The 17,807-nt window shown below is 52.9% G+C and carries 13 protein-coding genes; 2 read left to right on the forward strand and 11 right to left on the reverse strand.

Features of this window, described 5'->3' with window-relative positions; translation table 11 throughout:
• The first annotated feature begins 222 nt into the window (after positions 1 to 222).
• Positions 223 to 3,891: a S8 family serine peptidase gene (locus tag EVJ20_RS05305; RefSeq protein WP_131463804.1), complete on the forward strand. Its 3,669-nt coding sequence runs from the start codon at positions 223 to 225 to the stop codon at positions 3,889 to 3,891.
• A gap of 99 nt (positions 3,892 to 3,990) precedes the next feature.
• Here the strand turns inward: EVJ20_RS05305 and EVJ20_RS05310 are convergent, their stop codons facing one another.
• The 6 genes from EVJ20_RS05310 to hrcA form a co-directional block, all read right to left on the reverse strand.
• A complete protein-coding gene (locus tag EVJ20_RS05310) occupies positions 3,991 to 4,737 on the reverse strand; it encodes a 16S rRNA (uracil(1498)-N(3))-methyltransferase (RefSeq protein ID WP_131507224.1) in 747 nt (248 codons plus the stop codon).
• Between the two features lie 3 nt (positions 4,738 to 4,740).
• A complete protein-coding gene (gene prmA, locus EVJ20_RS05315; RefSeq protein ID WP_070326982.1) occupies positions 4,741 to 5,679 on the reverse strand; it encodes a 50S ribosomal protein L11 methyltransferase in 939 nt (312 codons plus the stop codon).
• A gap of 18 nt (positions 5,680 to 5,697) precedes the next feature.
• Positions 5,698 to 6,804, reverse strand: a complete 1,107-nt coding sequence (gene dnaJ / locus EVJ20_RS05320) for a molecular chaperone DnaJ (protein WP_131439963.1) — start codon at positions 6,802 to 6,804, stop codon at positions 5,698 to 5,700.
• Between the two features lie 109 nt (positions 6,805 to 6,913).
• Positions 6,914 to 8,737, reverse strand: coding sequence for a molecular chaperone DnaK (gene dnaK, locus EVJ20_RS05325; protein WP_071397788.1), 1,824 nt, complete (start codon positions 8,735 to 8,737; stop codon positions 6,914 to 6,916).
• Positions 8,738 to 8,766: 29 nt separating this feature from the next.
• A complete protein-coding gene (gene grpE / locus EVJ20_RS05330; RefSeq protein WP_131463808.1) occupies positions 8,767 to 9,342 on the reverse strand; it encodes a nucleotide exchange factor GrpE in 576 nt (191 codons plus the stop codon).
• Between the two features lie 17 nt (positions 9,343 to 9,359).
• A complete protein-coding gene (gene hrcA, locus EVJ20_RS05335) occupies positions 9,360 to 10,382 on the reverse strand; it encodes a heat-inducible transcriptional repressor HrcA (RefSeq protein WP_070326978.1) in 1,023 nt (340 codons plus the stop codon).
• A 192-nt stretch (positions 10,383 to 10,574) separates the two neighbouring features.
• Here hrcA and EVJ20_RS05340 point away from each other — a divergent pair, with 192 nt between their 5' ends.
• A complete protein-coding gene (locus tag EVJ20_RS05340) occupies positions 10,575 to 11,180 on the forward strand; it encodes a DUF1054 domain-containing protein (RefSeq protein ID WP_131469711.1) in 606 nt (201 codons plus the stop codon).
• 37 nt (positions 11,181 to 11,217) lie between these two features.
• On the opposite strand, the gene hemW is transcribed toward EVJ20_RS05340, so the two are convergent.
• The 5 genes from hemW to lepA all read right to left on the reverse strand — a co-directional run bounded on the left by hemW (position 11,218) and on the right by lepA (position 17,784).
• The gene (gene hemW, locus EVJ20_RS05345; protein ID WP_070326976.1) at positions 11,218 to 12,372 is read right to left on the reverse strand and encodes a radical SAM family heme chaperone HemW; all 1,155 of its coding nucleotides are present in this window, start codon (positions 12,370 to 12,372) and stop codon (positions 11,218 to 11,220) included.
• A 66-nt stretch (positions 12,373 to 12,438) separates the two neighbouring features.
• Positions 12,439 to 13,623, reverse strand: a complete 1,185-nt coding sequence (locus EVJ20_RS05350; RefSeq protein WP_131490393.1) for a DUF1015 domain-containing protein — start codon at positions 13,621 to 13,623, stop codon at positions 12,439 to 12,441.
• Between the two features lie 12 nt (positions 13,624 to 13,635).
• Entirely contained in the window at positions 13,636 to 14,799 is a 1,164-nt protein-coding gene (locus EVJ20_RS05355) for a phosphoglycerate dehydrogenase (RefSeq protein WP_070326974.1), read from the reverse strand.
• Positions 14,777 to 15,853: a 3-phosphoserine/phosphohydroxythreonine transaminase gene (gene serC, locus EVJ20_RS05360; RefSeq protein WP_131463815.1), complete on the reverse strand. Its 1,077-nt coding sequence runs from the start codon at positions 15,851 to 15,853 to the stop codon at positions 14,777 to 14,779. Before serC ends, EVJ20_RS05355 begins: the two co-directional genes overlap by 23 nt.
• Positions 15,854 to 15,960: 107 nt before the next feature.
• Positions 15,961 to 17,784 carry a translation elongation factor 4 gene (lepA, locus tag EVJ20_RS05365; protein ID WP_070326972.1) on the reverse strand — a complete coding sequence of 608 codons (1,824 nt, stop codon included), beginning with the start codon at positions 17,782 to 17,784 and terminating at the stop codon, positions 15,961 to 15,963.
• Between the last annotated feature and the right edge of the window lie 23 nt (positions 17,785 to 17,807).

Genomic DNA, 17,807 nt, shown 5'->3' on the forward strand with positions numbered 1-17,807 from the left:
GAGGGCATATCACGCCCAAATTTTGAAACTTGAGTTGAACGCGTGAATTTAGACCTAGCTATTTTAGTAAAAGATAGGCCGAAAGTAATTGTCAGAATTTTTAAATTTGTTCAAATTCATTACCTTGTTTTCGAAAAAAACGAGCGATTATCGCCCTGCATTCAGCTATCATTTTCCACAAATACATATACTTCTCAATTAAACGATTGGAGGATTTTCAAATTGCCAAACTTTAAATTTTATGTAAACGTCTCCCTCGCTACATGCCTGGCGTTGACACCTGGGCTGCTCGGACTCGGAACAGATCCGGTACTTGCCAAACGATCCGTTACGCCGAATGCTGAGATCGCCGACAAGCAAGAAAAATTGCGTGTCGTCGTCGAACTCGTCGGTGCACCTGCCATCGAACAAGCAAAAAAGAAAGGGAAAAAATTCAATGAATTGACGAAGGTCGAGAAAGACAATGCTCACGGACTCGTCAAAGCCGAACAGAAAAAAGCGAAAGCCGCCATCTCAAAAAAAGGTGTGAAAGCAGAAACGATTGAAGAGTTCACGACCGTCTTCAACGGATTCAGTACGTTGCTCTCGGCTACAGACGTCCAGAAAGTTGAAGCGTTGCCTGAAGTCGCTCACGTCCATGTCGTCAATGAATACGAGCGCCCCGAGGTCAAACCGGATATGGTAACGAGTAACGGCATGGTCCAATCGCAACAGACATGGGGCGACTATGGGTATACCGGCGAAGGAACGATCGTCGCCGTCATCGATACGGGTGTCGATGCAGACCATCGCGACTTCCGCTTAACCGACGATACAAAAGCAGAGCTCACGCAAGGTGAGGTCGAGTCGGCAGTCAGTGAGTTCGGTTTGCCGGGAGCCTACATAAACGAGAAAGTTCCTTATGCTTATAACTATTACGACGAGAACGATGATATTCGCGATGATTCCCCTGGCGCCTCGATGCACGGGATGCACGTATCGGGTACGGTCGCGGCCAACGGGGATGAGGCGACTGGCGGTTTGAAAGGTGTCGCTCCAGAATCGCAAGTACTCGGTCTCAAAGTATTCAGCAACGACCCGAACTACGCCTCGACGTACGGCGATATCTATATTAAAGCGATCGACGATGCCATCAAACTCGGCGCCGACGTCATCAATATGAGTCTCGGATCGACGGCCGGTTTCGTCGATGCCGACTCACCCGAGCAACAAGCGGTACAGCGTGCTGTCGATAACGGTGTCTTCATGTCGATCTCAGCTGGTAACTCGGCGTACTTCGGAAACGGATACGATCTCCCTTATGCGAACAATCCGGATACCGGCGTCGTCGGCGCTCCGAGCGTGAGCTCGGCCTCGACTTCAGTCGCCTCACTCGAGAACGACCAAATCCAATTGGACGCTTTCTCGATTCAATCCGGTGACAAGACCGATAAAATCGGATGGAAGAAACAAGATGGCCCAGCTTTCACGAACGGGGACTATGAACTCGTCCATGTCGGTGACGGACAGCCTGGTCAATACGTCGGGAAAGACGTGAAAGGGAAGATCGTCTTCGCGGTGCGTGACGGCGCCTATTTCTACTCGAACATTCAAAAGACAGCCGAAGCGAACGGGGCTGCCGGTGTCATCGTCCGCGGTGCCGTCGGTCATGGTGATTACGTCAGTATGGCGCTAGCGAACCCACAAATCCCGATGGCGTCACTCAGCATTAAAGACGGAAATGAGCTTCAACAGCGACTCGTTGCCGGTGAACAAATGAACATTAAATTCGCAGGTGACCGCATTAGCGTCGCTAACCGTGCAGCCGGTTCACTGTCTAACTTCACTTCGTGGGGCGTGACACCAAACCTCGATTTCAAACCTGAAATCTCGGCGCCAGGCGGACAAATCTTCTCGACGTTGAATGACGATCAATACGGATTGATGAGCGGAACGTCGATGGCTGCACCACACGTCGCAGGAGGCGCCGCCCTCGTGCTCGAACGTGTCGATCGCGAGTTCGCTTTAAGCGGTACGGCTCGGGTAACGATGGCGAAGAATTTGTTGATCAACACATCGAAAGCCGTGACTGATATCGGTCCATACAACCAACAGTTGAATCAGAACCTCCCATACACGCCGCGTCGGGGAGGAGCCGGTTTGATGCAATTGCACGCGGCCGTCTCAACGCCAGCCGTCGCCTATGAAAAGACAACAAAAGAAGCAAAAGTTGCCTTAAAAGAACTCAACCGAAGCAAGGCGACGTTCACGCTTGTTGTCGAGAACTTATCCGACAAAGCCGTGTCATACGATGTTTCGTCTTCACTTCAGACCGACCTCGCCATCGAACGGACGGCCGGGACGATTCAAAATGCGATGGAGGCCCAACCACTCCAAAACGCCAGCGTGACGATCAACGGGAAGAAAGCAAATACGGTCAAACTGAAAGCGAAGCAAACAGTCGAACTCAAAATCGCGCTCGACGTCTCGAAAGCGCAGGTTCTCAATCCAAAGACGCTGAACGGTCTCGTCTCGGCCAAAGACGTATTTGAAAACGGCTATTTCGTCGACGGTTTCGTGCGCTTGACCGATGTGAACGGGGCAGAAGGCAATCCAGGACTCGTCGTACCGTTCGTCGGTTTCGAAGGCGACTGGGGCAAAGCACCGATCTTTGACGCTTCCATCTATGAATCAGGATCGTTCTATCAGACGGCTGGAATGGTCGATCAGACAGGGAATTATTTGGGCATGAACCTAGATGAGTCGTTCACGTCCGACACAATCGCGTTCTCTCCTGACGGGGACAACGTAAAAGATGTGGCGACACCGGTCTTCTCGCTCCTTCGTAACGCCAAAGACGTCAAATATCGCATCGTCGACGAGTCAGGCGATGTCGTCCGCACGCTCCGGCAAGATGACGAGTTGCGTAAAAACTACTTCGATGGCGGACGCAATACACCTTACTACTACTCAGCCGACTACAAATGGGACGGACAATTGAACGGTAACCCGGCCCCGGCCGGCAAGTACTTCTATGAGATCGAAGCGAGCATCGATTACATGAAAAAAGAGGCACAGACGCTCCGCTTCCCGGTTAAAGTCGACTATACAGATCCGACGTTCTCGGCGAAGTGGCAAGATGACAGTTTGTCCGTAAAAGCGAACGACGACTTCTCTGGTATCCATTCTGTCGAATACTTCTTGAACGGTAAGTCTGTCGCCAAACTTGCAAACGGGTCGGCCAGTCATGCCTTCACGTCGCCACTTAATGAGACCGATGAAGTCAGCGTCCGCGTCACCGACCATGCCGGAAATAGCACGACCAAAACAGTCGCCTATTCGACGGATTCAGAAAAACCTGGCGTCTTCTTGGACGCGCCGCTCGCTTTGTCACCTTACGCGACGTCAATCGTCCCCATCAAAGGATCGATTCAAGACGCATCAAACATCAACTCATTCCAAGTCGATGGGATTGATGTCCCGCTCACATGGAATGAAACAACGAAACGATATGACTTCAGTACGAATCGGACATTTACAGACGGCGTGCACAAACTCCGCTTCGTCGCTGAGGATGCGGCTGGAAACGTCGCCAACTTCCAACGGACAATTTTCGTCGATGCGACACCAGCCGTCATCGAGATCGGGAAACTACCGAAACAAATCGGGAAAAAACAAACTACGGTCAACGTCAACGTGACTGTCAAAGATAATTTTGATGAAGTGAAGCTCCTCGTGAACGGTGATTTGAAATTCAGCCAGGCACTAAAAGCACCTTATGAGATGCGCGCTTTCTCAAGAACTGAAAAAGTCACGCTTCCTGTGACGTCAGGAGAGAATACGTTCACGTTCGAAGCGGTCGACCTCGCCGGCAACGTGACGACGAAGACGATCACGTTGTTCAAAAAATAATCTGTCATGAAGAAGAGCCCTCGCCTAGGCGAGGGCTCTTGTCATGTGGTCATTAAACATAAAATCAGCTCCCGCAAACTGCGGGAGCTGATTTCGTGTTCAATTCAATTCAAGCGCATACGACAACGCCGCTAACGCGTAGAGCGGCGCCGTCTCGGTGCGCAAAATCCGGGGGCCGAACGCACACGGGCGCGCGCCTTGATTCGTCCAGGCGTCAATCTCCTGATCGTCAAATCCGCCTTCAGGACCGACGATCAGCAGGAGACGCTGTCCGCGTTCAAGCGCTTTGAAGACAGCCGCGAGTGCCGCTTGTTCCCCTTGCTTCGCCGACTCTTCATAAGCGATGACGACCGCATCGTAATTAGAAAAGTCGTCTAGCAGGTCACGCGACGAGACGTACGCGCACGTCGGGACGACGGCCCGGTACGACTGTTCGGCCGCTTCTTGCATGATTTTCTGTAGCCGTTCAACTTTCTTAGGGGCTTTTTTTGCGTCCCATTTCGCGACCGATCGTTTCGACTCGAACAACTTCAAGTGATACAACCCGAGCTCGGTCGCTTTTTGAGCGACAAGCTCGACTTTATCACCTTTCGGCAGTGCGTAGGCGAGCGTCACATCAACGGGCAGTTCAGTCGTCGCCTGCCGCGCTTCGAGTACTTTTGCCGTCCCCGATTTTTTTTCGAGCGCGATCACCTCACAGACGTACTCGACACCTGTACCGTCTAACAACACCATCTGATAACCCGGTCCCGCCCGCAACACCGTCCCGATATGATGGACGACGTCTTGCGGCAATGCGACCGTGTCTGTTTTAAACGCATCACGTTGTAAGAAATAGCGTTGCATGGCTTATCCCTTCTTCGCGATGATGGCGACCCAGTCTTCCATGACTCGCGTCTCTTCGATCGAGAATCCAGCCGCCTTGAGCGCTGCCGTCACTTCATCTCGTTTTTGGCCGATGATGCCCGACGTGATGAAATAGCCGCCTGGTTTGACGCGCACGTAAGCATCGTCAACGAACAGCATGATGACGTCAGCTAAAATGTTGGCGACGATCAAGTCATACTCACCGCTCATCCCTTTCAACAAATCACCCGTCTTGACGTCGACGACGTCTAGAACGCCGTTCGTCTCGACGTTTTGGCGGGCCGATTCGACCGCGACCGCATCCAAATCGAGCGCCTCGACTCGTTCCGCGCCAAGCTTCGCCGCCGCGATGGCAAGTACGCCTGAGCCCGTCCCGACATCGATCAAGCGGTCACCCGGTTGGATATAGTTCTCGATCGCTTGAATGCACAGCATCGTCGTCGGGTGCGTCCCGGTCCCGAACGCCATACCCGGGTCGAGCAAGATCACGTTCTCTTCCGGTTGTGGCACGTATTCTTCCCACAGCGGCACGATCGTGAGATGTTGCGAGATCTTGACCGGTTTATAGTACTGCTTCCACGAGTGGGCCCAGTCCTCCTCATCCATCTCGAGCGCCGTCACGGTACCAGCGCCGACTTCAAAGATATTGCGCAGCCGTTCAATTTCTTTTTTCAGTGTCGAGAGCGTGTCCGGTAGGTCGCCTGAGACAGGAACGTACGCTTTCACGTGGACACCCGACGTTGGATACGTATCGCGGCCGGATTCGTCCCAAATCTCTCCGAAATGATCTTCTGCCATCATCCGGTCGTAGTCTTCGACGTCCTCGATGACGACACCTTGTGCCCCCACTTCATGTAGTAAATTTGATACGGCTTCGACTGCCTGCTGTGTCGTGTGGACACAAATTTCAGACCATTTCATCGCTTGTACACGCTCCTTTTACTGGCTAAAAAACTTTTTCATCTTTTGGAAGAGGCCGTGCTGTTCTTCCACGCCCGCTTCTCCGCTGATCTCTTCAAACTCGCGGAGCAATTCTTTTTGACGATCTGTCATGTTCGTCGGTGTCATGATGACGATATTGACGTACTGGTCGCCGTTGCCGCCGCCGCGAACGCTCGGCATCCCTTTTCCACGCAAACGGAATTTCGATCCGGTCTGTGTTCCGGCTGGCACTTTCAAGCTGACCTTGCCGTGCACGGTCGGGACTTCGAGTTCGGCGCCGAGTGCTGCTTGCGCGAACGTGACCGGCATCTCCATCGAGATGTGCTGGTCGACACGCTCGAAGATTTCGTGCGCCCGAACGCGGACGACGATGTAAAGATCGCCGGCCGGGCCACCGTTAGCGCCAGGACCACCTTTGCCGGACATGCGGATCTGTTGCCCGTTATCGATACCGGCAGGAATTTTGACTTCGACTTGCTGTGTCTTCTTGACGTGACCAGAGCCATGGCACGTCGTACATTTCTCTTTGATCGTCTTGCCTGTTCCATGACATTGGCTACACGTCCGCTGATTGACCATGCGACCGAGCACCGTGTTCTGTTCGACCGTTTCGACACCGCTACCGCCACAACGGCCGCACGTCTCTGGTTTCGTCCCCGGCTTGGCACCGCTACCCATACACGTGTCACATTCGACTTCGATCTCAAGGTCGATCGTTTCCGTCTTACCGGTCACGCTCTCCATGAAGTCGAGGTCGACGACGTATTGATAATCTTCTCCGCGTCGCGGTGCGTTCGGGTCTTGACGACGTCCGCCGCCGCCGAAGAACATGTCGAAGATGTCGCCGAATCCGCCTTGGAAGTCACCGCCGCCTCCGAACTGGCTCGCTCCTTCAAATCCGAAGCGGTCATATTGAGCCCGTTTCTGCTCGTCTGACAGCACTTCATACGCCTCACCGAGCTCTTTAAATTTATCGGCCGCATCCGGCTCTTGGTTGATGTCTGGATGATATTCCCGTGCCAATTTGCGATAGGCCCGTTTGATGTCTTGCGCCGAGGCCGATTTGTCTAGGCCAAGCACTTCATAATAATCTCGTTTCGCCACGTTACTCTCTCCTCTTTACTGTTTCAAGTTCGATTTTACCGATTCTACCTTAACATGGAAAGAGCCAAAGCAGAAACCTGCTTTGGCGCCATCCAATCTATCGGTTGCCTTATTTACGATCGTCGAGATCTTCAAACTCCGCGTCGACGACGTTATCGTCTTTCGCTTCTGTTTGTGTCTCAGCGCCTTCAGCACCTTGCTGTTCAGCCATGTTCGCATATACTTTTTGCGTCAATTCTTGTACGACTTCAGATAGCTCATCTTTCGCCGTACGGATTGCTTCGAGGTCTGTACCTTCAAGTGCTGATTTTGCTTTTTCTTTCGCTGCTTCGGCTTTGTCTTTATCTGTTGCGTCGACTTTATCTCCAAGGTCTTTGATCGCCTTGTCCGTCGCGAAGACGAGTTGGTCCGTTTCGTTACGGAGCTCTGCTTCTTCTTTACGCTGTTTGTCTGCTTCCGCGTTCGCTTCCGCTTCTTTCACCATGCGCTCGATTTCAGCCTCGTCGATACCTGAAGACGACTGGATCGTGATCGACTGCTCTTTGTTCGTGCCGAGGTCTTTCGCCGATACGTGAACGATTCCGTTCGCATCGATGTCGAACTTGACTTCGACTTGTGGGACACCGCGTGGTGCCGGCGGGATGTCCGTCAATTGGAAACGACCGAGCGTCTTGTTGTCAGGCGCCATCGGGCGTTCTCCTTGCAAGACGTGGATGTCAACGGCTGGCTGGTTGTCTGCTGCTGTCGAGAAGACTTGTGATTTCGATGTCGGAATCGTCGTGTTGCGATCGATCAACTTCGTCATCACGCCACCCATCGTCTCGATACCGAGCGAAAGCGGAGTCACGTCGAGAAGGACGACGTCTTTCACGTCACCGGCAAGGACACCGCCTTGGATCGCTGCACCGAGGGCAACGACTTCGTCCGGGTTAACGCCTTTGAACGGCTCTTTCTTCGTGAAATCGTGAATCGCTTTTTGGACCGCAGGGATACGTGTCGAACCACCGACGAGAATGATCTTGTCGAGATCAGACGGCGTGAGGCCTGAGTCTTTCAACGCGCGGCGAGTCGGTTCCATCGTGCGCTCGACGAGGTCTGCTGTCAATTCATCGAATTTCGCACGTGTGAGTGTTGTTTCAAGGTGAAGCGGGCCAGCTGCTCCTGCTGTGATGAACGGGAGGCTGATGTGCGCGCTTGTCACGCCTGAAAGGTCTTTCTTCGCTTTCTCGGCCGCATCTTTCAAGCGTTGGAGCGCCATCTTGTCTTGCGCGAGGTCGATACCGTTCTCTTTTTTGAATTCAGACACGAGGTAATCGATGACTTTTTGGTCAAAGTCGTCTCCACCGAGTCGGTTGTCCCCTGCTGTCGCGACAACTTCAAACACGCCGTCTCCGAGCTCGAGAATCGAGACGTCGAACGTACCGCCACCGAGGTCATAGATCAAGATCGTGTGATCTTCACCTTTGTCGAGGCCGTAAGCGAGCGCCGCTGCTGTCGGCTCGTTGATGATCCGTTTGACATCGAGACCGGCAATTTTCCCGGCGTCTTTCGTCGCTTGACGCTCAGCGTCGTTAAAGTAGGCAGGAACTGTGATGACCGCTTCAGTTACGGACTCACCAAGGTAGTCTTCTGCATCTTTTTTAAGTTTTTGCAAAATGATGGCCGAAATTTCTTGTGGCGTGAATTTCTTACCGTCGACTTCGACCGTATGTGACGTTCCCATATGACGCTTGATCGATTGGATCGTGTTCGGGTTCGTGATCGCTTGACGCTTCGCGACTTCACCGACTTGACGCTCTTCCCCTTTGAATGCGACGACAGACGGTGTCGTACGGTTCCCTTCTGCGTTTGAGATGACGACCGCTTCGCCACCTTCCATAACTGCTACACAAGAGTTCGTTGTTCCTAAGTCAATTCCGATAATTTTAGCCATTGTCTATTCCTCCATCTAGTTAAGTAATTTTATTCCGAAACTTTTACCATGCTTGGACGAATGACGCGTCCGTGCAACGTGTACCCTTTTTGAAGCTCCATCGTTACAATCCCAGACTCGAACTCATCACTCGGTTCTTGCATGACCGCTTGATGATAATTCGGGTCGAACGGCTGACCGACTGCTTCGATCACTTCAACGTTCTCGGCGTTTAACACGTCGAGCAATTGACGGTGGATCATGTCGACACCCGCTTGAATCTGTTTAGCGTCATCCGATGACGCTTCGACTTGAAGCGCACGCTCAAAGTTATCGATGAGCGGAATCAGTTTCTCGATGACGGCTTGCGAAGCGAACTTGACGCGTTTCGCGTTCTCTTCGTTCGTTCGGCGACGGAAGTTGTCAAAATCAGCACGAATCCGAAGCTCGCTCGCTTTGAGCGCTTCGATTTCTTGTTGCAAATCTGGTCCCTCAGAACTTTCTTCCACTATTTCAGCATTTGAAACCTCGTCAGCGTCCGCAGTCTCTGACTGCAACGCGTCGAAATCTTTCTCTTCGAGCACTTCTTCTTCTTGGTCTGGCCCGTTTTGATTTTCAGTAGTCATATTGAGGCTCCTTTCGTTCACTCTTCTAGTTTCGTTCGCCTTAACGCTTCAATGATTTGTCCCATCATCCGCACCCCGTGCCGATAATCCATCCGGGTCGGACCGATCATCGCAATCGTCCCGAACGTCTTGCCGTCGAGCGTATAGTCCGAGGTGATGACGCTACAATTTTGAAGCGCAAGAATCCCATTCTCGCTCCCAATGCTCACATAAATCTCGCGATTTGGCAACGATTCGAGCCAGTCGGTCAACCGTTCTTGCTCGTCGATCCACTCTAGGAACGGACGTAACGTATCGAGCGTTTGAAACTCGGGTTGGTTGAAGATGTTTTTCTTCCCACCAAGATACAGCGAGGTCGGATGATGTACCCCGACGGTCGCTTGAATGAGTTGCATCATCGACTCATATTGTTGTTGATGAGCGAGGCGAAGGTTTGACACTTCTTCTCCGATACGGAACTTCAGTTGACCGAGCGGAGTTCCTTTTAGACGATCGTTTAAAAATCGGATTGTTTGTTCGACCATATCCGGCGCCATCGGCGATTCGAACACGACCGTTCGATGTTCGACGTGGCCTTGATCCGTTACGATCAAGACGACACCGCGCCGTTCATCGAGCGGCATCAAATCGATCCGTGCCAGCCGGTTCATCTGACTGCTCGGGCCGAGCGCTACCGTCGTATAATTGGTCAAATCAGAGAGTAGGTCAGCGGCTTGACGAATGAGGACTTCTGACTCTTGGGCGGACGCTCGCAAGCGTTCCCCGAGCCGATATGTTTCCCGCTCGTCGATGAGTTTCGTCTCGACAAGGTGATCGACGTAATAACGATACCCGACTTCAGACGGGATTCGTCCTGCTGAAGTGTGCGGTTTTTCGATCAAGCCCATGTCTTCTAAATCCGCCATGTCGTTTCGGATCGTCGCCGAACTGAACGACAAGTCATCCCGTTTCGAAAGCGTCCGTGAACCGACGGGCTGGGCTGTCTGAATGTAATCATCAATGATTGCTCGTAAAATGAGCAATTGTCTCTCTGTCAGCACAACATCACTCCTCTCTGAAGGATTGGCCTCACTTTTATTAGCACTCATATTTACTGAGTGCTAATCACACTTCAAATATTATCATGTTCTCCTTATTTGTCAATTCAAATGCATCATTTTTTCCATCGATTGAAAGTCATTCGAAATGCATCTTCCGCGCACTTTCGGTATGATACGAATTGAGGTGATCATATGTTTACAACTAAACAATTTAACGTGTTTACGCAAGACGGGCTCGACGCCCGCATGTCAGGTATTCGCGCGGACATTCAACCGCTGTTCCATCGCATCTATGACGAGGTCGGTCCGCAGCTTGAAGCCGACGTCGGCATCCCGCTCTATCTCCACGTCGCCAAGCACGCCCGCCGGACGGTCAATCCGCCGAAAGATACGTGGATGGCGATCTGTCACGATAAACGTGGCTATAAGAAACATCCGCATTTCCAAGTCGGTCTGTTCGACGACCGTGTCTTCGTCTGGCTTGCCTTCATCTATGAGATGCCGAACAAAGAAGCAATCGGCAAACGACTCATGACAATCGACTTTAAACATAAATTTCCCGACTTCCATCTTGCCGGCGATCATATGAAAAAAGAGGCGTTCTTGATCGAAGAGACGTCCTCTGCGTCAATCGATGCTATCGTCGAGCGCTTCGCGACCGTCAAAAAAGCCGACTTCTTGATCGGTCGTCAACTTTCGGCCGATGCCTCGATCCTCCAAAACGAAGCGGCGTTCCTCGCCCTTGTCGAGGACACGTTCGGACGGCTCATGCCGATCTACCGCGAGCTCGTTCTCTAACTAAAACAGGCGAATCCGACATCGGATTCGCCTGTTTTTACGTTGTCACATCATTTAATCGTGCCTCACCGATGAATGCCGCGAACGCCTCGTTGGCGAGCGGGAGTCCCGACTCGGTCAACCGGACGTGCGTGTCCGTCGTTTCAATCAACTGTTTCGCTTTCAGTTCGGACAAGACGTGCCCGAACACCGACTCCATCGAGACACCGTACTTCGTTTCGAACGTCTCAAACGACACACCGCTGCGCATCCGGAGTCCGAGAAACAACTCTTCTTCCATCCGCTCGAACGTCTCGAGTGTCGTCGTACTTCGAACCGGTAAACCTTCCGCCTTGATATAGTGCGGGATCGGCGCGACGTTCGCCCGGCGCTCGCCGTTCAAGTAACTGTGAGCCCCGGCTCCGAAGCCGTAATACTCCTCGTTCCGCCAATACACTTGGTTGTGACGGCTCTCCCGTCCCTCGACACTGTAGTTCGAGATCTCGTACTGCTTGAGCCCACGGCGTTCGAGCGTCTCCATGACTTTCAAGTACATGGCGACTTCGATGTCCTCACCCGGCAGACGAAGCTTGCCTTTGCGGTCTTGGATCGCGAAGACGGTGTGCGGTTCGAGGATCAAGGAATAGGACGAGACGTGTTGGATCGGCAGTTTGAACGCCAAGTCGAGGTCCCGTTCGATCTGTTCGAGCGTCTGCTCCGGTAGTCCGAACATGAGGTCGATCGAGATGTTGTCGAACCGTTTCGCCGCCTCCGTCACCGTCGCGAACACGTCATCCGCCCGATGCGTCCGCCCGATCCGTTCAAGCCCGCCGTCGTCGAACGTCTGGACGCCGAAACTGACGCGGTTGACACCGCCTCGTTTCATCGTATCGAGCTTTTCGGCGCTCACAAAGTTCGGATTCGCCTCGACCGAGTATTCTATATTCTTTGTAGCGAGCGGGAGCAAGTGCCGCTCGACCATGTCCATGAGACGTTTCATCTGCACCTCATCGAGCGCGGTCGGCGTTCCTCCGCCGATAAAGATCGTCTCGATCTCATCTGTCGGATATTGTTCAAGCGATAGGACGATCTCTCGTTCTAACGCATCTAAATAGTCATCAACCGGTTGGTTCTTTAAGAACACCTTGTTGAAATCGCAGTAATAACAAATATGTTCACAAAATGGAATGTGAAGATATACGGCTTTAGCCATGGCGGCCACCCCTTTCTTCTCCTTCCATTTATAACGCTTTTTACGTCTTCACGCCACTGTCTGCATTCAATCGAAACGATGGATGAACAATCCGCTCTTCAGTTTCGGATCGAACCAAGTCGATTTCGGTGGCATCTGTCCGGATTCATCGGCGACCTGCATCAACTCTCCCATCGCCGTAGCGTGACATGTCAACACGACGACATCCGGTCGCTCGGCCAACCGTTCCAGTTGTTCGACGGCGTCTGAGCCGCCGACGAAGTCAATCCGTTTATCGGTCCGGACATCGTCCACTCCGAAGTACGGTTCGAGAATATCCCGTTGTAGCGTGGCAACGTCGAGAGCCGCGGTCGACTGTCGTTTCGTCAACTCATACTGTTTGCCGCGGTAAGACAATCCGAACGAACCGCGCGCTTGCGGAACGACGAGGCCGTCAGTCGACACCACTTCGTACGAGAACGAAATCCCGTCCAATAAAGCCGCGACTTCTTCAGGCGTAACATCGGTCAACAGGCGATGGTACGGCAAGATCGTCAACTCGTCGCTCGGGAAGAGCACACCTAAAAAGTGATCGCGCTCTAGTTTCGATTCACCTTCAGGCAGTTCTAGCGCCGCGACGACAGCCGCCGCTTTGGCCCGATGATGCCCGTCGGCGATATAGATGGACGGGATCGTCGCCCCGATCATAATGACACGCGCCTGGTCTTTCGGCGGCACCGCATAGCCTTCGTGCAAGACACCTTGACTGTCCGTGAAGGAAAATAGAGGTCGTTCGTTCGTGGCGGCTTCAAGGATACGCCGTAACGCCTCGTCCGGCTCATGGCTCAGTAAAATCGGTCCGGTGTGCGCTTTCGTCGCCGCCACATGTTCGACCCGTTCCCGCTCTTTCACTTCTCGTGTATGTTCATGGATCTTGATGCGGCCCGCCTCATAATCCGCGACCGAAAACGTCGCCACGAGACCGGTTTGACGCCGCCCTTGATTCGTCAGCCGATACACGTAAAAGCCGTTTGCCTGTTCCGTCAGTTCAGTCGCGTACAACCGTTCCAACTCGGTCCTCGCACGTCGTCCCCACGCTTCGAGTGACAGGTCAGCGGCAAACAGTTCCGGCTTATCGACCGAGAGAAATGAGTTCGGACGTCGCTCGACGTCTCCTCGTGCCTGTTCGACGTTCACGATGTCGTACGGGTCGGCCGCCACAGCTTCAGGATGGGCCGGCATATACGGTTTAAACGGTTTAAATATGACCATGTTGATCCCTCCTTAAAATTCACGGACGCGCATGACGCCCTCGATGTCGTACAAAGCATGCACGGACAGTTCTTCTTGTTTATGGTTATCGATGTCGATCATCGTGTAGGCCACATCGTTCCGGCTGCGATTCACCATGTTATCGATGTTGATCCCGTTCTCGGCGAGCCGGCTCGCAATTTGACCGACCATGTTCGGGACGTTCAAGTGCAGCACCGCCAAGCGTCGCTTGCCGACGTAAGGAAGTTCAGTGTCCGGAAAGTTAGCGGAATTCCGGATGTTTCCGGTCTCTAAATACAGTTTCAGCGTATCGACGGCTTGAATCGCGCAATTCACTTCGGATTCTCGTGTCGAAGCCCCAAGATGCGGAAAAGCGACGACTTGAGGATGGCCGAGTAACGCCTGTTGCGGGAAGTCTGTAATGTACGTCGCCACTTTATCTTGTAACGCCTCAATCAAATCAGCATCGTTCACGAGCTCGCCACGGGCGAAGTTCAATAACGTCACCCCAGGCTTCATCCGTTTGAACCAACTAGCGTCGATCAAGTTGCGTGTGTCGTCCGTGAGCGGCATATGGATCGAGAGCAAATCGACGTCTCTGAGCAAATCGTCCAAGTGCTTGGCTCGTTTTACTTGCTTTGATACGTTCCACGCTCCATCGACCGATAAATGCGGGTCGTACCCGACGACGTCGACACCGAGCTGAAGCAGGTCGTTCGCGAGCGACGCCCCGATCGCGCCGAGGCCGACGATGCCGACCTTCTTGCCTCGTAATTCAGAGCCGACAAAGCGACGCTTCTCGTCTTCCATCGCCCGCTCAAGTAACGCTTGGCTTGGGAACGTTTGCTCGTTCACCCAACGCGCGCCTTCAAGGATCGGCCGGACCGATAAAAGCATGCTCGCGAGTACGAGTTCTTTGACCGCGTTCGCGTTCGCCCCTGGTGTATGGAACACGACGACGCCTTGACGCGCCAAGCGCTCAAGCGGGATGTTGTTCACCCCAGCCCCGGCCCGGGCGATCGCGAGCAAGTACGGGGGAATCTCGGCGTCGTGAACGTCATGGCTCCGAATGACCCAGGCATCGGCCTGCTCCACTGCGTTGACGGCGTATTCTCTCGGCTCAAAACGCTCTAGCCCGGCTGATGCGATTTGATTATATGTTTTGATGTGAAACATCGTATCCCTCCTGTTCAAATGCTTGCATCACTTCGACTAGACGAACGACTCCTTCGAGCGGCATCGCGTTGTAAAGACTGGCCCGCAGCCCTCCGACCGAGCGGTGGCCACCAAGTTCGATCAATCCACGTTCCTCGGCGAACTGTTGAAACGCTCGATCCGTCTCGTCCCGTCCCGTCGTGAACGGAATATTCGTCAATGAACGGATATCTCCTGTGACGAGCGACCGGAACAACGTTGAGCCGTCTAAATAAGCATACAATCGCGCGCTCTTCTCACGGTTGCGCCGTTCCATCTCGGCGACGCCACCCGTCCGTTCGACCCAGGCGAGAACCCGTTCGGCGACATACATGCTAAACGTCGCCGGTGTGTTCAAAACGGTGTCGGTGTGACGGGCGTAGTTCAAATAACTTGGCAAATCGCGGTCGACAATCAAGTCGCGACGAATGATGACGACGCTTAACCCGGCCGGTCCGATATTTTTTTGGGCGCCTGCGTACAGCAGACCGTAGCGGCTCACGTCGATCGATTCTGCCAAAATATTGGAGGACACGTCCGCGACGAGCGGGATGCCTGTATCCGGAAGCATCGTATAACGTGTCCCTTCGATTGTATTGTTCAGCGTCAAATGGAGATAATCGGCGGTCTCGCCATCCCCTTCATAGTCAGGCAGTTCCCGATAGTTCGAACTCGCCGAACTGCCGACGACGGCGACGTCCCCATAGTGGCGGGCATCAGCGATCGCTTTTTTCGACCACGTGCCGCTGTCGAGATAAGCGAAACGCCCTGTCGTACGCAAGTTCATCGGAATCATCGAGAACTGGAGCGTCGCCCCGCCTTGCAGCCAAAGGACGGCGTAATCGTCTGAGATGTCCATCAATCTCCGCAGCCTCGCTTCGAGCGCCTCGGTAATCGCAATGAAGCGCTCCGAACGGTGGCTCATCTCGACGATCGAGACACCCGTTTTTTGATAAGACAGAAACTCGTCTTGCACTTCTTGTAGTACCGATTTTGGCAAAACGCTCGGCCCTGCTGAAAAATTATAGACGGTCACCGCTACTCCTCCTCTATTTTTCTGTAAGTGGGTACTATTCCGTACCGGACGTCACGAATCCTGCCAAATGAAAAAAATCGCCCTTATCCATGGATAAGGGCGACCACTCATTCTTCGTCCATCGACAAGACGGACATGAACGCTTCTTGCGGCACTTCGACGGATCCAACCATCTTCATGCGTTTTTTACCTTCTTTTTGTTTCTCGAGAAGTTTACGTTTCCGCGAGATGTCGCCGCCGTAACATTTGGCAAGGACGTTTTTACGTAACGCCTTGATCGTCGACCGGGCGACAATTTTCGTGCTGACCGCTGCTTGGATCGGCACTTCGAACTGCATCCGTGGGATGAGCGCCTTTAACTTTTCAACGATGACTTTCCCACGTTCGTAGGCGAAGTCGCGGTGAACGATAAAGCTGAGCGCATCGACGAGCTCGTTGTTGAGGAGAATATCCATCTTGACGAGGCGTGACGGACGATACCCGATCAAATCATAGTCCAGTGAGGCATAGCCTTTCGTACTTGATTTCAATTGATCAAAGAAGTCGTAGACGATTTCACTGAGCGGAATATCGTACGTGATTTTAACACGGGTCGTATCGATGTACTCCATATCGATAAAACTGCCACGTTTCTTCTGACAAAGTTCCATGATCGAGCCGACGTAATCGTTCGGTGTCATGATCGCCGCTTTAACGTATGGCTCTTCGATCAATTCAACTTTTTGTTGCTCAGGCATCTTCGACGGGTTATCGACGTGGATGACGTCTCCTGACGTCGTCGTAACGTGATAGATAACCGACGGTGCCGTCGTGATCAAGTCGATTCCAAACTCGCGCTCGATCCGCTCTTGAATGATTTCCATATGAAGCATGCCGAGGAATCCGCTACGGAAACCAAATCCGAGCGCTTGTGACGTCTCGGGCTCGAACTCGAGTGCCGCATCAGATAACTGGAGCCGCTCAAGCGCTTCACGCAAATCGTTATACTTGGCCGCATCAATCGGATAAAGACCGCAGTATACCATCGGGTTCATCTTACGGTAACCAGGAAGTTGCTCGGTCGATGGGTTTTTAGCGAGCGTGATCGTATCACCGACACGAACGTCGCCAACCGTTTTAATCGATGCTGAGAGCGTACCAACGTCTCCGACATTCAACTCTTTCACAGATAACGGTTTAGGTGTCGAGACACCAAGATCCGTCACTTCGAACGATTTACCGGTCGACATCATTTGAACTTTATCCCCGACTTTGACCGAACCGTTGACGACTCGGATCGAGGCGACGACGCCACGATACGCATCGTAATACGAGTCGAAGATCAAAGCCTGAAGCGGTGCTGACGGATCTCCCGTCGGCGGCGGCACAAGCTCTACGATTTGTTCAAGAATTTCTTCAATCCCGATTCCTGCCTTGGCAGAAGCCGGCACCGCATCACTGGCGTCCAGTCCGATCACGTCCTCAATCTCTTGACGGACGCGTTCGACGTCAGCCGACGGTAAGTCGATCTTGTTGATGACCGGGATGATCTCGAGGTCGTTGTCGAGTGCGAGGTAGACGTTTGCGAGCGTCTGCGCCTCGATCCCTTGGGCGGCATCAACGACGAGGACCGCACCTTCACACGCTGCGAGTGAGCGCGAGACTTCATACGTGAAGTCGACGTGTCCAGGCGTGTCGATCAAATGAAGGATGTACTCAACTCCATCTTTTGCGGTATAGTTCAATTTAACAGCGTTCAATTTGATCGTGATGCCACGTTCCCGTTCGAGATCCATCGCGTCAAGCGTCTGTTCTTTCATTTCACGCGCCGTAAGCGCACCAGTTCTCTCGAGAATCCGGTCAGCTAGCGTCGACTTGCCATGATCGATGTGGGCGATGATGGAAAAGTTGCGAATCTTCTTCTGACGGTTCTCTAATTCTTGTTTATTCATATATGGGTTCACCTATCCTTCTC

This window comes from Exiguobacterium sp. SH0S1 (genome assembly GCF_004337165.1).
In the GTDB taxonomy this organism is placed as follows: Bacteria; Bacillota; Bacilli; order Exiguobacteriales; family Exiguobacteriaceae; genus Exiguobacterium; species Exiguobacterium aurantiacum_A.

Coding starts and splice junctions, on each gene's coding strand:
- EVJ20_RS05310 (WP_131507224.1), bottom strand. CDS start 4,737: ATGCAACGCTATTTCTTACAACGTGATGCGTTTAAAACAGACACGGTC.
- EVJ20_RS05350 (WP_131490393.1), bottom strand. CDS start 13,623: ATGGTCATATTTAAACCGTTTAAACCGTATATGCCGGCCCATCCTGAA.
- EVJ20_RS05340 (WP_131469711.1), top strand. CDS start 10,575: ATGTTTACAACTAAACAATTTAACGTGTTTACGCAAGACGGGCTCGAC.
- prmA (WP_070326982.1), bottom strand. CDS start 5,679: ATGAAATGGTCTGAAATTTGTGTCCACACGACACAGCAGGCAGTCGAA.
- grpE (WP_131463808.1), bottom strand. CDS start 9,342: ATGACTACTGAAAATCAAAACGGGCCAGACCAAGAAGAAGAAGTGCTC.
- hemW (WP_070326976.1), bottom strand. CDS start 12,372: ATGGCTAAAGCCGTATATCTTCACATTCCATTTTGTGAACATATTTGT.
- dnaK (WP_071397788.1), bottom strand. CDS start 8,737: ATGGCTAAAATTATCGGAATTGACTTAGGAACAACGAACTCTTGTGTA.
- EVJ20_RS05355 (WP_070326974.1), bottom strand. CDS start 14,799: ATGTTTCACATCAAAACATATAATCAAATCGCATCAGCCGGGCTAGAG.
- lepA (WP_070326972.1), bottom strand. CDS start 17,784: ATGAATAAACAAGAATTAGAGAACCGTCAGAAGAAGATTCGCAACTTT.